This window comes from Thalassotalea fonticola (genome assembly GCF_032911225.1).
Classification (GTDB): Bacteria; Pseudomonadota; Gammaproteobacteria; order Enterobacterales; family Alteromonadaceae; genus Thalassotalea_A; species Thalassotalea_A fonticola.
In genome coordinates, this window is the sequence record NZ_CP136600.1 from 931,713 (window position 1) to 948,470 (window position 16,758).

Below are 16,758 nucleotides of genomic sequence, written 5' to 3' on the forward strand. Positions count from 1 at the left end.
TATCTATACAGGAAAAAAGCAGAAAAGAGAATGCTTAATTAATCGACATGTCGTAGTTGCAATGATAGTTAATGCGACCATCAATTAGAAACAAATTTAAGTTCAATTATGTTTATTACATATATGCCGATGAACTGACGCTAATGTCGCCTTCAACAAAATGATCAAAGCTTTGTCGTAAAACTTGGCCATCAGGCCAGTGTAATTCAACCACACCAAGTAATGGTTGGTAGCGAGCAGTGTATAATGTCCCCCAACCATGCCAGTCGCTGGATTTTCTTAACAATGGTGGCTGCAGAAATAAATCAACCAAAGAATTTTTAGCTTCTCGGGGGTCGGCTATACGAGTTGATAAATACTGTGCTCGAGTGTAACTGTCGGCAATAGCATCAATGTCTTCAATGGCACTGCCGTCTTGATGGTTGGTCGCGAAGGCTAGGGAGTTAACCTGAACTTTTTCGCCGGGACAAATTACAACTGTTTTGTTGTTACCTTGACGATCTACTACTGTAACGTTGTACGGCATATGAATGGGCACATGGGTCAACACGTCAACGGCTTGTTCGGTAGTGCTGCAAAACTCTAGTATATAACGTAATACTATGGTGATGGCAAAACCGTCACCATGTGCCTGACGGCCACCGTAGGCTAGTGAAACTGCCAAGCCATGCTCATTCATCCCATCAATAACCCCCCATAAACAGTCGGTCATGGCAATTACCCGAGTCCCATTCCAATTGGTATGCAATAATAATCGGTCGCATAACTGTGAAGGGAAGTCATAATTTCGCACCAGTTCGATACCGTAGTTGGTTTTGCAAGCTTGAGAGCAACCAGAGCGAAAAACAGGCGGTTTATACAGACATAAAAATGCACACGTTTGCTCATCAGCACCAAAGGCCTGGCATAAACCATCATAGGTAACGAGTAATTTGGGCATAAATTGTTGTATTTTTTCTCGCCCCTCTTGCGCACTTACACGTTCAGGGGCGCGGCTTAACCAGCGATGATAAGCTGGCCAGGTTTGAGCGTAGGTTAATGCCAACTTTTCACCTAGAAAGTGTTCTTGTTGGGACGAAAACCCCATTGTGGGGATTTGTTCAATCATGATTTAATGTATTGCTTAAACTGCGCTGAAGCATCTTTTAACCATTTTAAGTTGCCGTTTTCAGACTCCGTGCCGGCACTATTTTTATCGATCTCTATTTTTACACTTTCAGCTACTTTAGTCATAGCCGATAAATCAACAGTTTCTTTGGCTGCTATTGTTAAATTCAACTGTTTATGTGGCTCATTTGCTGCTGATGGATTATCACCAGAATGGTCTAAAGCCAAATTGCCATAATCAACTACGTTCAGATCATCGTTTGGCTCTGCAATTTTGTGCTGAGTAAATGGCTGAGTAACATCAGGGATAACAACATCATTATTAACACTTGGGCCCGGTTCTGTTGCGATCCTGCTTTTACTTTCCCTAGTTGGTTTTTGCAATGGACCTAAGCTGTCAAGATAATCATTCGTTCGTTGTTCTTTGTTATAAACAGTAAAGTTTATTTTGCTGTCACGAAAACTTTTTAGTGGTTGGCCTAGACTCCGTAAACCTACTTCTCGTTGACGACGAACGAGATCGAAATCAATTTCAGTAACCAAGTACTCATCAGTTTCACCTGCTTGATGCAGGACTCTGCCAGAAGGATCAATAAGGCATGACTGACCGACACCACCGACCCCCAAACCATTGACATCAATGATGTAGCTTTGAAAAAGAGCGCCACTACTACGGGCCAGGTTTAATTCAATCTCACGATCATTAGTGCCGGTTAATACCGGGTGCAAAATAACTTCAGCGCCCATTGAAGTAAGAGTCCGAAGTACCTCAGGAAACCACATGTCATAACAGATGCACACACCAAAACGGCCCGCGCCAGGTACATCAAATACTACAAATTCGTCCCCAGCTTCTACGCCTTCTTCAAAAGGACAAAATGGGAATAGCTTTCTATGACGGGCAATAACTTGGCCCTGTGGGTTGATCACTGGCGCGGTATTAAAAATTGCATTATCTCGTTGTTCAAAAAACGAACCGGGAATTAGCCATATGTTATGTTTTTGTGCCATAGCACAAAAACGATCTTCAGTTACCCCAGGCATGGGTTCTGCAAAACTATGTAAAGGACCATGAGCGGCCAGTTCACTGACAACTACCATCTCTACCCATGGGTACAAGCTCATCAGTACATTAATTTTATCTTCAATCGCGTCTACATTGTTACCATGCTGCAAATTCATTTGTATGCCAGCTATACCAAATGGCGTCATAATTAGTGTGTCCTGATTTAGTGATTATTATGTGGAAAGCCCTTGATTCATAATAGCCTAATTTGGTGTGGCAAATGCGACGGCTATTAACAAAAGCGGATTTATTGCAACCTGCTAATTGAAATAGTTAACTTACTCTTTCTGCAGATTTGTCTTTTTTGTTCTGAATCAAAATTTATCAAATTTTATCGAGAATTAGAAACACCAAGGTATACCTTTTTATCACTAGTGCATAACGTAAAGTTAATATTAATTGTTGTTCTAGTCATAAAAACATCAATATCTGACTACATTTTAACCATTAAAACATAGCATTAACATTCAGATTAAACAATATTAACAACCCACTCTCCGTTTACGAAAATGTTATGTATTCAATAGGATAGCGTATGTTTTGGTTCCGTTCATGGTTTGATTTTGTGCTAATCGATAACTTTTGTTGATCCTATCATTGGCAAAATTTTTATTTCCATCTAATTATCTATGAGCAACTTCTGTTGCTGTCACTCTATAACTTTAGGTTATCAATTTCACAAAAATCAGAATCTCTAAAATGCTGTGCTTATATTTTTTCTATGTATATTAAGACTTTAGAATTAATGGTCTTGCTTATAAATATCTCACACTACTGTGACAATAAAATACGTCTAATTTAATACGACGGAAATTTATATAAGGCTGATGGTAAACCTTGAACTTTATACGAACAAACACTGGATAATTACATTATGAGTAACGTTGAAAATAAAAAAACTCAAGAGATGATCGGCTTTTATCATCAACTTAATAATAAACGGCAAGATACCTGGGTGAAATTAAAAAAATATACCTTTCACCTTTCAACTAGCAGTCGCAGCAGTAAAGGGCATAACCGATTAAAGAAGGCAGTTGAACTCTCATTAACGTCACTGGAAAGTATTGAGGATTATACCGCATTTCCATCGAAAGAAGATTTTCGTTATTTATGGATCCAATTTGAACAGAAAGATTATGTTGGCTTAACCCATTCGGTCGCGCAAATTCATTATTTTTTGGAAAATGGTACTTATCGCCGTAAAGACGTGGATTTATCTTTATCAACCACTGAATCAAAAGCCAATTTAGAAGCGGATGATGAAAACCCGAATAGTATTCAGGGGGCGAATAATTCTCGCTCAAGACCATATTTTGAAGTTCTTATTGTCGATGATTTACTCATTGATGCAGAAAACCAATTGCTCAATGCGATGCGAACTATGCGTCATCATGATGATCAGTTCACCTACAACACCATCGTTGTGCCTACATTTGAAGATGCCATTATCGCGGTGTTAATTAACCCTAATATTCAAGCCTGCATCTTACGACCTAGTTTTCCGATGAAATCGAAACGTAATAGCGGTCTGATTACTCATGTAGTTGCGGCTATCGATGAAAAGCTGCGTAAATATGTTTATAACAGTAAAAATCAGGGCAGTGAACTGGGTCGATTGATCAATTATTTACGACCAGAGTTGGATTTATACTTAATCTCCGACATGGCCATGGAAACTACCAATCAAGATGATGATGGATATTTTAAACGAGTATTTTATAGTGAAAACTCCAACTTAGATATGCACCACAGTATTTTGGGCGGTATTGCTGAACGTTTTGATACACCATTTTTTTCAGCCCTAAAAAAATACAGTCGAAAACCTACCGGTATATTTCATGCGTTGCCAATTTCTCGTGCAAAATCGATAGAAAAATCGAACTGGATAGGAGATATGCTCGACTTTTATGGGGCCAATATATTTCTCGCTGAAACGTCCACTACATCCGGTGGGTTAGATTCATTATTGCAACCTAAAGGACCGTTAAAAAAAGCCCAAGAATATGCATCTAGAGCCTACGGATCGCGCAGTTCTTATTTTGTCACAAACGGCACATCAACTGCGAATAAAATCGTAGTACAAGCGCTGGTGCAGCCGGGTGATATTATTTTGGTTGACCGAGATTGTCATAAGTCACATCACTACGGCATGGTACTTTCTGGAGCACACGTAAAGTATTTGGATTCTTACCCGATAAATGATCTCTCCATCTATGGCGGCGTACCATTAAAAGAAATAAAGCGAAACTTATTGAAATACAAAGAATTAGGTCAGTTAGATCGAGTTAAAATGTTGCTGTTGACCAATTGTACCTTTGACGGTGTGGTATATAACGTGCGTCAAGTGATGGAAGAATGTCTGGCAATAAAACCAGATTTAGTGTTTTTATGGGATGAAGCCTGGTTTGCTTTTGCTAGCTTTAACCCTATTTATCGTACCCGTACAGCAATGTTTTCAGCAGCATCATTAAGTAGACGTTTTAAGCGCACAAAATATCGTAAAAAATATGAAGCCTATCAGCAGCACCTTGCCAAATTGTCACCCGATGAACAGCACGCCTGGATGTTAGAAAATAAGCTGATGCCTAATCCGGATATTGCCAGAATTCGTACGTATACCACGCAATCCACACACAAAACATTAACATCGTTACGTCAAGGTTCGATGATCCATATCTTTGATCAGGATTTTCGACAAAAAGTTGAAAGTACCTTTAACGAAGCGTATATGACACATACGTCTACTTCGCCAAATTATCAAATTTTGGCATCACTTGATATTGGTCGTCGACAAGCCGAACTTGAAGGCTATGAAATGGTCAACAAGCAGCTTGAATTGTCAATGACTATGCGTCAATCGGCGTATCAAAGTGAACGTTTGAAGAAATACTTTGATGTACTCGTTAATAAAGATCTGGTTCCCGCTGAATTCCGTGAATCCGGCGTTGAAACATACTTCAATGTTGACAGCGGTTTCAGCCAAATGGAAGAAGCCTGGGCTAATGATGAGTTTGTGGTCGATCCAACCAGGATCACCGTGCATATTGGTAAAACCGGTATCGATGGTAATACCTTCAAAGATAAGTATTTGATGGATAAATACGGCATCCAAATTAATAAAACCTCGCGAAATACCATTCTTTTCATGGTTAATATTGGTACTTCGCGTAGCTCGATCATGTATCTATTAAATTGTTTATACAAAACCGTTAATGAATTGGAAATTCGTGATGAAGAAATGAGTCCGGCCGAACGTGCTATTCATCAAAAACGGGTTGTATCATTAACCAAAGAGTTACCGCCATTGCCTGACTTTAGTTGCTTTCATAGTGCTTTTCGACCCGGTACAAATCTGGGTACAGATGAAGGAGATATTCGTAAAGCCTATTTCCTTTCTTATGATTGTGACAATTATGAATACATAAACTTAGATAACGGTGAACTTGAGCGCGCAATGCAAGCAGGAAGAGAGCTTGTTTCAAGTACTTTTATTATCCCTTATCCACCAGGTTTCCCTATTTTAGTACCAGGGCAAGTGATCAGCCAAGAAATTTTGGAATACATGAAAGCACTCGATGTGACCGAAATTCATGGCTATAACCCTGAGCTTGGTTTAAGTGTGTTTACTGAACAAGCTTTAAATCGACTCGAACAAAAAATGGTTGCTGAATTGGCAGCGGTTATGCCAATTAAAGAGCCCGCAAAGGTAGTCAAAACGGCAACTAAGCGAAAACAAAAAGTACCCGCAATAAAGTAACAGGTAGTTACTTTATTACAACTCGCCCCTCTGGTGCATAACTCAGAGGGGATTAAACTAAAAAACACGATAACAACACTAATCAGACTCTAAAGAGAATACAGCTATGAAAAAACTCAATGGTTTAACGGAAATATACAAATTTTTTCGGACCTACAAAAAACCGATATATTTTGTTTCAGCATCGCCTTTTAATATTTTAGGATTAGGACAGCTAGTTCCTTCGCTGACGTATGTTAACTATTTTGATTGTTTTGATGGTGTACATCATCGGGTATTTACCCCCAAAGATCGTGGCGCCCCTGAATTCACCTGTTTAGAAGATGTAGTTAACTATTTGTTAGAGCATAACGAAACAAAAGACTACATGGCAAAGCAGGGCGGTGGTGGACATATGATGGCAGTGATGTTCGATGAAAAAACAGAACAACTTGCTAAAGATATGGGTATTAACTTAGCGATGCCATCGCACGAATTACGTAACCATTTAGACTCGAAAATTGTCACTACCCAAATGGCCAATGAAGCCGGGGTAGCTAGTGTACCAAATGTGTTGGGTGAAGCCGAAACCTTTGAGCAGTTAATGGCGTTGGCAAAATCAGGAAAGCTAGGTAAAGACTTAGTGGTACAAACACCATACGGAGATTCGGGTAAAACCACGTTCTTTATCGCCTCGGAAAAAGATTGGCAGCAATATGAAAAGCTGATCATCGGCCAAGAAATTAAAGTAATGAAACGCATTGACCCACGTTGTGGCACTGTTGAAGCCGTAGCGACGAAACACGGCACTATTGTAGGCCCTATTTTAACTGAACTTGTTGGTCATAAAGAACTCACCCCATTTAAAGGCGGATGGAGCGGTAACGAGGGTTTCGTTAATGTACTCGAAAAAAATGCTCGTACTAAATTAGAGCGCATGGTGAAAAAATTTGGTGAGCGCCTTTATCAAGAAGGTTATAAAGGTACTTTCTGTATTGATTATTTGATTGATAAAAAAGATGGTCGTATGTATCTTGGCGAATTAAACCCGCGCATCAGTGGGGCATCACCAATCACTAATTTATTGACACAAAAATACGGTGGCGTGCCATTGTTGATGTTTCATTTGTTAGAGCATATGGGGATTGACTATGATATCAATATTCGTGACATCCAAAAACGCTGGCGTGATTTTGATACCTGGTCACAAGTTGTTTTCAAACATACCGGTGACGATGTTCGGTTACTTAAACAGGTGCCACGCTCTGGTATTTGGCGAACTACCCAAAACAATGATGTTGAATTAGTGCGTCGAACTGCCGATTGGAGTAATGTGTCAGGTATGGATGAAGCATTCTTTTTACGAATTTTAGGACCAGGAGAGTACATTTATAAAGGTGCTGATATGGGAGTGTTGTTAGTTAGAGGTCATTTGCAAACTAAAAACGACAAACTTACACCTAGGGCTAAAAATTGGGTTGGGGCAATGAAGTCGCAGTTCCAATCAGCAAGCCTTGAGACTGAAATTCACCCTAGTTTATCTGATACGGATATACTCGGTAAGGTTTTTTAAAGGCTCATTTAACTTCTTGTACCAGTAGTTAATAATACTAAAAATAACAAAATTTATAGCATCTCTGATAATTGTAAATTAATTCTCTCTGAATTAAAAAGGCTAGGAATATTTATTCCTAGCCTTTTTTTTATATAAAGAATACTAGGCCACAACACATTAAATGACGTAATTAAATTACATAAATATCGCTTAAAATCACATTAAACTTGATTCTTACCTGTTATTGTTGTAAAAATACTACAAAATATATTAAAGAGGAAAGGTTGATGGAAGATCAAAATGAAGTAATTGAAGAAAAAAATACGTTAGAGTCAACAAAGTTTGATTATGATAATGGCGGTTGGCCACGCGATTTTGATATTCGTATTGAAGTGGCTGAACAACGTGAAGTATTTGACGTATAAAAAAATACGAAGCTGATTTGATATTTAATCAAATAGGTATAAAAGCTATTTGCCTAAATATTTTTCAAGTTTTTCTCGCCAACTATCGTTGCGCACAATACGCAACAATACCCGATTTAACGGCTCTCTTAGTTCACTTCCTTGCGCTAAGGCAAAGCCGTAATCCTGGCGTTCAAAAGTTGCGGCTGAAATTTCAATTTGGCCTTTAAATTCAGTTTGAATAAAATATTGCAGTAATGGTGCATCGTATACCATTGCATCTACCTTGCCTTCAACAATGCCTTGTAGACCATCTCTTACATTTGGATAGGCCTTGATCATATAACCGTTATTTCTAAGAAAAGTTGCGCTGGTAGAGCCCGTTAATGTGGCTACACGCAAGTTATTCAAATCTTGCAAATGTTTTATATTAGTATTTATTTTTTGTACGGTTAATATACTTGAAAAGGCGGCAATAAAACTAGCAACTATCATCAAAGCAGTAAACATCCATATTACCCCAATCGCTCTACCTACTTTAGTGAGGGGGGTTTTATCACCGTATCCCACCGTTGTCATTGTTGCTGCAGCCCACCAAAAGCCTTCATTTACATGTTGAATGGTGTGGCTGTCTTCGCATTTGGATTTATGTTTATGTTCAACCAGCCACATGAGCCAACCTACCAAAAACAGTAGCAAAAATAATGATCCAACAACCTGAATAAATTGTAATGAAAATAACTGCTTAAAAGTAGATAGCCAGATATTACTTTCTTGATCAGATTTTGTCGCAATGGCAAAACCTGTAGTATGGTGTGGGTGGGTAAAATCCATTAAAGGCTCACGTTCTTCAGTGATCGTTATGGCTGCAATAACAGCATCTAACTCCTTCTGTTGTACACCATTAAGTAGTTCTGGCAGGGGACGCTCTTCAAATTCGTATTTAATGTTTAATTCGATGGCAATTTCTCGCCATAATTCGATACTGATCCCAGACCAGCTATTGTCAGAATTTTTAATAGCAAAAGGTGGCGAGTGCATAGTCCCTATGCGCAGCACTTGTTGGGAGGCGACTTGATTATTATCACTTTCTGCAAGTACAGTATTATTCGGCAGCAATGCTGCCGATATAAAGGCAATTAAGAAGATAAGCTTACGCAATATTTTACATCCTACCGTTAGTTTCCAACAAAAGGTAAACTTAAATATAGCTGAATCACCAAAGCATTTGTAATATCGATGAAAAAAGCACCAACTAAAGGTACGACTAAGAAGGCTTGTGGAGATGGACCGTGGCGGGCAACTAAAGCTTCCATATTAGCGACAGCTGTTGGCGTAGCCCCTAAACCAAAACCACAATGTCCGCCGGCCATAATTGCTGCATCATAATTTTTACCCATAATGCGAAACGTTATAAAATAGGCAAACATCATTAATACCGCGGTTTGGATCAATATAATAACCATCATAGGCCCCGCGAGGTTTGCCAGCTCCCAAATTTTTAATGACATTAGTGCCATCGCTAAAAATATTGATAATGCCATTGTGCCCCATAAATCGACACAAGCGCGACTCAAGTTGTAACATTTAGAGAACTCACATAAATTAGTCGCTAACACCCCAAACAATAGAGGAATTAAAAAAGAAGGGAGTACAACACCTGCTTCTTTTAGAGCCATGTGTCCCAAATGTCCGATCACCATACATGACAGAATAACAAATAAGGTTTCCATCATTTTTTTCGGTGTAACCAGGTCATGATCTTCTGGATTGAACGTTATGGTGTCATCGAGTTCTTCGTGGTATTCGCCGGCTTTCAAGTCATAGCGTTTAATTAAACGTTTACTTACTGGGCCGCCTACCAATCCGCCTAAGACTAGACCCATAGTGGCCGCCGCCATCGCCAACTCAAATACACCACCTGACATGTTATATTCAGTGATAAATAAATCAGCATAGGTAGCACCATTACCATGCCCTCCGGAAAGGGTTACTGAACCGCCAAGCAAGCCCATTAATGGGTTCATGTCGCTTGCTAGCGCTAATGATACTCCAACCGCATTTTGCAGGATCAAGTACATAGAAGTGACAATTAAAAACAGCACCACTTTCGGACCACCTTTAAGCAATAACTTAAAACTGGCACCTAATCCTACGGTGGTAAAAAATATCGTCATGAACGGCTTTTTAAAGCTCATATCAAAATTAAGTTCAATATTAAAATAGCTATAAGCAATTGCTGCAATTAAAGAAAATACAATACCTCCAACCACAGGTTCAGGAATATTGTTGTTACGTAAAAATGAAATTTTACTATTGCAAAAATACCCTGCAAACAAGATCAATAACGCTACTAATAATGTCTCAATAAGGCCAATTTCAATTTCCATGGGAGAGTATTTACCTCTAATTTATTTTATTGTTGTTTATCAGCTGCATACTAGCAGGGTGATTCTTGTGTGTAAGCTTTATATTTATCTCTGCTAATAAATTTTGTTAATTAAATATGAATAATTTATTTCTGTAATACAAAATAAAATATCGTAGTTACATTTTACTGGCTACGTCTTCAAAAGAATCTGCCTTGCGAATACAAGATATATTTAAGTTGTCATCTTTTCCGGTTACTGAAAATACACCGACACGAGGTAAGCTATTATAATCAAAGTGATTACTGAAGTAATAACCGCCAGTATCATGGGCCATAACATAGTCATTTGGATTTAATTTAGGCAGTTGTTGATCGACACAAATTAAATCACCAGCAAAACAACAAGGTCCTGCAACATCAGTCGCTATAATTTCATCAGTTTCTGCTGTTTTTTCAATACCTTTTGCATTATAACCAGTAACTCGTATTGGCCATGACTTTGGTAAAAAGGCCGTTCGAGTAAAAATTTGCGCGCCAGCGTGTGTAGTCGCAATATGACGACCGCCAGAGTTTTTAGTGTATTCAACGCGAGTAATAATCACACCATTTTTAGCTGCAATCGCTCGGCCAAACTCTGTTTTTACTTGGTATTTATCGGTAAAAAGCAATGGCACATTTTCTTTCAAAACTTGCGCATAATCGGCAAAACTTGGTTTTACTTCTTCAGAGCTAAAATTAACGGGTAAACCACCACCAATGTCTAAACGTTTAATTTGTTGTTGGCCAACTTGGTTATTTATTTCTTCTGCCAATTCAGTAATGACCCCGATACCCTTTGCCATCAATTCTAACGCGCAACCTTGCGAGCCAGTGTGTGTATGTAAGCTTGTTAACCAAGGGCGTTGTTGATATATGTTTATCAATTCTTGTTTGTTGTTGCCATCTGCTAACGGATATCCAAATTTTGATGTTGCTGTTGCTGTACTTGTTGAGCTTATTGCACCGCCACCAATTTGTGGATTAATACGAAAGCCAATCACTGACTTGGTATTTGGGAATTCCTGCATTAACTGATCTATACGAGCAAGCTCTTGAAGGTTATCGATATTTAATGAAATGTCATTCTCAATACAAGTACGTAAGTCGTTTAAAGTTTTCGCAGGTGAATCAAAAATTATACTTTCATTATCATAACCTGCATTTTTGGCTAATAATAACTCGCCTGGACTGGCCACCTCTGCACCCATGCCGTATTTACGTAAAGCGCTTAATACTTCAACCAAAGCATTGGCTTTTACAGCAAACGTATGAAAGAAATTATTTGGAAAAGCTGCGTAAGCATCACTAACTGTCTTTTGTAAACCGTCAAAATCCATAATACCAATTGCACTCAGGTTACTATCGATAATGTTGGCTTTTATTGCTGTTTGAATTATCTGTTGTTTTCTAATCATGTGGGTATCTCTAGATTTAAATGTTGATAAAATGTCAATGCATTTAAGATAAAGGAGCAATAAATCTATAGATATTATTAAGTGTTAGATGATGCATAACTTTAGGTTATGCATGTTAGAAATTTGTTGCGGCTTTGTTACAACTCATGGTTATACCTTTACTATAGAAATGAATTGGCCGCTGATATGTTCGCTCGCTATGATTTTTAAAATGATAAAGCTAATTAAATAACAAATTATTTGGCAAGATTTCAATTAAAATGAAGGTGATTATTATGACTACCAATATTTCTCAGGATTTAAACAGTTATATAAATAACAATTACAACAAAGCAAACGTTAGTCCTTTTATCGAATTCTCACAAGAGTTGCTGGAGTCGTCATTAAATGACGAAATCCAATACTTGCCAATTGAGCGACGCTTTAATTTAGCATTATCACTCTGGGAGCATGTTATCAGTCGTCAACCTCATGAAAATAAAGTAGAGATTCAAACCATTGAAGAAAATGGTGACAATGTGTCTACCTTGCACATTATTAGTGATGATCAACCATTTATTGTCGATTCAATCACCAACTTAATAGTCGAGGAAGGTTATCAGATTAAATCCTGTTTGCATCCGGTTTTGGATATCCAAAAATTATCCTCAGTCGATGAACGTCAGAAAAGTGTTGACGTTTCTGCTATTTATTTTCAACTTAGCAGTCAATTAAGTGAACATGCAGGACAAAATTTAAAAGATAAAATTCTTGCGCTATTGAATGAAGTTAAATTGGTTACCGATGATTGGGCAGCAATGCTTAATCAAGCAAAGGTCTTAGGCAACAGTCAAAACAATGACTCTAATGTTGAGCAGGCAAACGAATTTATGCAATGGCTTTGCCAAGATAATTTCACCTTTCTTGGCTACTACCCAGTTTCACTTTCAACAGAGAATCCGAGTAATACTGATATAGAGAGTTTAGGCATTTTTAAACAATCAGTTGACCCGTTATCTTTAGATAAGGTGTCGTTGAAAATGATGAGTAAAGAGTTGCAACACTTTATCGACTCTGAACTCACCTTGTTAATATCGAAATCGACGGTAAGGGCGAAAATTCATCGCCATGACTATTATGATCAAGTCAGTGTTAAACAATACTCAAAGCAAGGCAATGTTATAGCCATACATAGGTTTATTGGTTTATTTACCCAAGCTGCTAATAATCAAAACCCGATAACAATTCCTTATTTACAGGGTAAATTAAACGCTGTAATGCAGGAGATTAACTACAAAGAAGAAAGCCATAACTATAAAAAGTTTCGCCATATATTAAAGGCACTCCCTAAAAGAGAAATTTTTGAGAGTAACTCTGCCGATCTATTTAGCTTAGCTAAGGGCATTTATAACCTAACTTCTCAAAGTAAGTGTGGCACTTTCATTAGAGAAAACAGTTTTAATCAACAAGTATCAGCGCTGGTATTTGTTTCTAAAGATGCATTTTGCACGGATTTACGTGACGAAATAGAAAACGAATTATGTCAATTTTATGGTGGTGAAATATTATCACGTCGCTCAATGTTAAATGATAACTACTTGGCGCAATGGCATTTTACCTTAGTAAAAGGAAAGCAATCATCAAGTCAGCTATGTCTAGACAGCCTTATTGCTCGTATTGAAGCAAAAACCCAAAGCTGGATAGAAAGTCTTAGCACGTTCATTTGTGAACGTTGGGGGGATGCGCAAGGGTCACTGTTAATGCAAAAGTACCGCAATAGCTTTTCAAAAAGTTATCGCGAAAAATTTACAGTGGCAGCTGCGGTAAAAGATATTGAACATTTTGAGAAACTGAATCAAGACAGTAAATATCAATTTCAAATTTATCGTAACGAGCAAGATCAAAATAACTTGCTACGGTTAAACATTTATTCATTCGTGCCTGGTATTGCCTTAAGCGATTCAATTCCAATTTTAGAAAACCTAGGTTTTCGTCCTCTGGATGAATTTGGTTTTAAAGTGCTTAATAATGACTGTTCAACCAATGACATGTATAGCTACACACTTGAATGTCCTGCAGGTAAAGAGCTCGATTTGAAGCAAGTAAAATTCAATCTAGAACAAGCGTTAACAGATGTTTGGGCAGATAAAATAGAAAATGATGGTTACAACAAATTATTATTAACTGCCAATATCAATATTAGACAAATTGTCATCATTCGCGCTTACGGTAAATATTTACGTCAGCTTGGCCTTGGTTATAGTGAAGAGTATTTTCAACAAGCGTTGATTACCTATCCTGATATCGTTGCCGATTTAATTGCGTTATTTGAACAACGTTTTTCAATTAATGACAGTTCCATTGCCAAGCGTATGCTATTGACCAGTGATATATCCAAGAGCCTCTTTATTAAGTTAAATAAAGTAATCAAGATAGATCATGATCGAATTCTACGTAATTTTGTCGCGGCTATCTCGGCAACGGTCAGAACCAATTTTTATCAACAGACAAACACCGGTCAACAAAAATCGTATTGTTCTTTTAAGATCTTAAGTGGTGAAATTGAAGATGCACCACAACCACGTCCTTACGTTGAAACGTTTGTTTACTCGCCAAGAGTTGAGGGGGTTCATTTACGTTTTAGTGCAGTTTCACGTGGAGGTCTGCGTTGGTCCGACCGAGAAGAAGACTTTCGTACTGAAGTGTTAGGCTTAGTAAAAGCCCAACAAGTTAAAAACGTGGTTATTGTACCGCAAGGAGCAAAAGGTGGTTTTGTTCCTAAACAACTGCCAATCGATGGTTCTCGAGAGTCTATTACCAATGAAGCGATAGAATGTTATAAAATATTTATTTCCGCGCTGTTAGACATTACCGACAACAACACCCCAAAAGGCATAATTAAACCGCAACAAGTAGTGTGCTTTGATGGTGATGACAGCTATCTTGTTGTTGCAGCTGACAAAGGAACCGCAACATTCTCCGATATTGCTAATGATCTTGCCAAACAATATGATTTTTGGTTAGGCGATGCGTTTGCCTCTGGTGGAAGTGTTGGTTATGACCATAAAAAAATGGGCATAACAGCAAAGGGGGCCTGGGTGTCAGTACAAAGGCACTTTCGAGAAATGGGCATAGATGTTCAGCATGACGAAGTTAGCGCCATTGGTATTGGCGATATGTCTGGTGATGTGTTTGGTAATGGCATGTTGTCTTCACAAAGCATTAAGTTAGTCGCGGCGTTTGATCATCGTGATATTTTTATTGATCCAACTCCTAATGCCGAAGTTAGTTTTGAAGAGCGAAAAAGACTGTTTAACCTGCCACGTTCATCGTGGCTTGATTACAAAAGCGAACTTATTTCAACCGGAGGCGGAGTCTTTAGTCGAAGCCTTAAAAGTATTCCGTTATCTGCAGAAATTAAACAGTTGTTGAACATTGCAGACGATGTGCAAGCCTTATCTCCAAATCAATTAATCGCTTACATTCTTAAAGCTAAAGCCGATTTACTTTGGTTTGGTGGTATCGGTACCTATGTAAAATCGACTTTGGAAAATAATAATGACGTTGGCGATAAAGGTAATGATGCTCTGCGAGTAAATGCAGCCCAGTTACAATGTAAAGTAATTGGCGAGGGTGGTAATTTAGGTTGTACGCAATTGGCCAGAATTGAATTTGCTAAAGCAGGGGGACGTGTAAATACCGATGCAGTCGATAATTCTGCCGGAGTGAATTGTTCAGATAATGAAGTTAATATCAAAATTTTGCTTAATCGTTTGTTAATTGATAAACGATTAAGCCAGAAAGAACGTGATTGTTTACTTGAAGAAATGACCGAAGACGTAAGCCAAATGGTATTACAGAACAATACCTATCAAGTACAAGCCCTGAGTTTGGATGAAGCAAACAACCATGCCCATTTTGACAGCTTTACTCGTTTAACCCATTATCTAGTTGACAGTGTTGAATTAAATCGTGAGCTTGAATATCTGCCCGATGATGATGAATTACAAGGCCGTATCCTAAATAAAAAAGGTCTTACACGTCCTGAATTGGCGGTATTAATGGCTTATTCAAAAATGGATGTGAATAACGATTTATTACAACAAGAAAATTTTCTCGAAGATGATTACTTTGAGAAATATTTACTGGCGGCGTTTCCGCCTGTACTGCAGAAAAAATATTCAACAGAGATTGTCGAACACCCTCTGGCTAAGCAAATTATTGCCACTGCCGTTGCCAATGAAATTTTCAATCGAGGTGGTATTCATGCGGTACGGGAGCAAACCGGTGCCAACATTGCTCAAATTGTTAAAGCGTTTATCATTACGAAGGAGATCTTCCAACTAGATGAGATTTGGCAAGATATCGAGTCTTTAGAAGGGATTGTTCCTGCTGAGATCCAAATAAAAATGATGGTTGAAGTACAACGTTTCTATCGTTTAATGGCGATTTGGTTTATTAATAATGATGATCATAAATCCAGCATTCAAACGGTAGTCGCAAAATTCAGTCCGGGTATAAACTTATTACAACAGCTTAGTGGTGATGGAATAATCTTGCCATTTACACCAGTTGCCAAGTCTTTATATAAGTTAAATGCAGGAGCGGATAGCCGTGGAATTGTTGATAAAATTCATCAGTTAAAAGTGTCTAGTGTGGTTTTTTGTGACATTGTAAAAACAGCTCAAGAATTAGAAATTACCGTTGAAAAAGTGTTATTGAGTTATCAGAAAGTGACCAAATTAATAGGTATATCCTGGTTGATTGAGCAAACTGAAACAGTAGAAACAACAGATCATTGGTCAAGAATGGCGCTGTTCTCGTTATTACTCGACTTACTCGAGTTAAGAGAGCAGTTAGTATTAAAAATTACTAAAAGCTATGTAAAATACGCTCCTGACGTTGCAATTGACAAGTGGGCAGAAACAAAACGGTCTGATTTGAACCGAGTTGAACGAGTTATTGACGATCTAAAAGCTAATGGGGTGCTTAATATCGATAAGTTGTATTTTGCTAATAGACAGATGCGTACATTATTAAGTTAATAAATTAACTTATTGAAGATAAAGGCAGTTAATATTTAACT

9 protein-coding genes are annotated in these 16,758 nt (G+C 38.0%); 4 read left to right on the top strand and 5 right to left on the bottom strand.

Annotated elements, in window-relative coordinates:
* Nucleotides 1-115: 115 nt before the first annotated feature.
* Together RI844_RS03805 and RI844_RS03810 are read right to left on the bottom strand one after the other, a co-directional pair.
* The gene (locus RI844_RS03805) at nt 116-1,108 is read right to left on the bottom strand and encodes a C45 family peptidase (protein WP_348397139.1); all 993 of its coding nucleotides are present in this window, start codon (nt 1,106-1,108) and stop codon (nt 116-118) included.
* A complete protein-coding gene (locus tag RI844_RS03810; RefSeq protein ID WP_348397140.1) occupies nt 1,105-2,319 on the bottom strand; it encodes a carbon-nitrogen hydrolase family protein in 1,215 nt (404 codons plus the stop codon). The genes RI844_RS03805 and RI844_RS03810 overlap by 4 nt, the downstream gene beginning before the upstream one ends.
* 728 nt (nt 2,320-3,047) lie before the next feature.
* Between RI844_RS03810 and RI844_RS03815 the strand changes: the two genes are divergently transcribed.
* The 3 genes from RI844_RS03815 to RI844_RS03825 all read left to right on the top strand — a co-directional run bounded on the left by RI844_RS03815 (nt 3,048) and on the right by RI844_RS03825 (nt 7,889).
* Entirely contained in the window at nt 3,048-5,930 is a 2,883-nt protein-coding gene (locus RI844_RS03815) for an aminotransferase class I/II-fold pyridoxal phosphate-dependent enzyme (protein WP_348397141.1), read from the top strand.
* A gap of 106 nt (nt 5,931-6,036) precedes the next feature.
* Nucleotides 6,037-7,482, top strand: a complete 1,446-nt coding sequence (locus RI844_RS03820) for a hypothetical protein (RefSeq protein WP_348397142.1) — start codon at nt 6,037-6,039, stop codon at nt 7,480-7,482.
* A gap of 269 nt (nt 7,483-7,751) precedes the next feature.
* Nucleotides 7,752-7,889, top strand: a complete 138-nt coding sequence (locus RI844_RS03825; RefSeq protein ID WP_348397143.1) for a hypothetical protein — start codon at nt 7,752-7,754, stop codon at nt 7,887-7,889.
* 45 nt (nt 7,890-7,934) lie between these two features.
* Here the strand turns inward: RI844_RS03825 and RI844_RS03830 are convergent, their stop codons facing one another.
* The 3 genes from RI844_RS03830 to RI844_RS03840 form a co-directional block, all read right to left on the bottom strand.
* Nucleotides 7,935-9,029: a transporter substrate-binding domain-containing protein gene (locus RI844_RS03830; protein WP_348397144.1), complete on the bottom strand. Its 1,095-nt coding sequence runs from the start codon at nt 9,027-9,029 to the stop codon at nt 7,935-7,937.
* 17 nt (nt 9,030-9,046) lie between these two features.
* Nucleotides 9,047-10,258 carry a sodium/glutamate symporter gene (gltS, locus tag RI844_RS03835; protein ID WP_348397145.1) on the bottom strand — a complete coding sequence of 404 codons (1,212 nt, stop codon included), beginning with the start codon at nt 10,256-10,258 and terminating at the stop codon, nt 9,047-9,049.
* A gap of 157 nt (nt 10,259-10,415) precedes the next feature.
* The gene (locus tag RI844_RS03840) at nt 10,416-11,693 is read right to left on the bottom strand and encodes a type III PLP-dependent enzyme domain-containing protein (protein WP_348397146.1); all 1,278 of its coding nucleotides are present in this window, start codon (nt 11,691-11,693) and stop codon (nt 10,416-10,418) included.
* A 275-nt stretch (nt 11,694-11,968) separates the two neighbouring features.
* Between RI844_RS03840 and RI844_RS03845 the strand changes: the two genes are divergently transcribed.
* Nucleotides 11,969-16,717, top strand: a complete 4,749-nt coding sequence (locus RI844_RS03845) for an NAD-glutamate dehydrogenase (protein WP_348397147.1) — start codon at nt 11,969-11,971, stop codon at nt 16,715-16,717.
* Nucleotides 16,718-16,758: the final 41 nt, after the last annotated feature.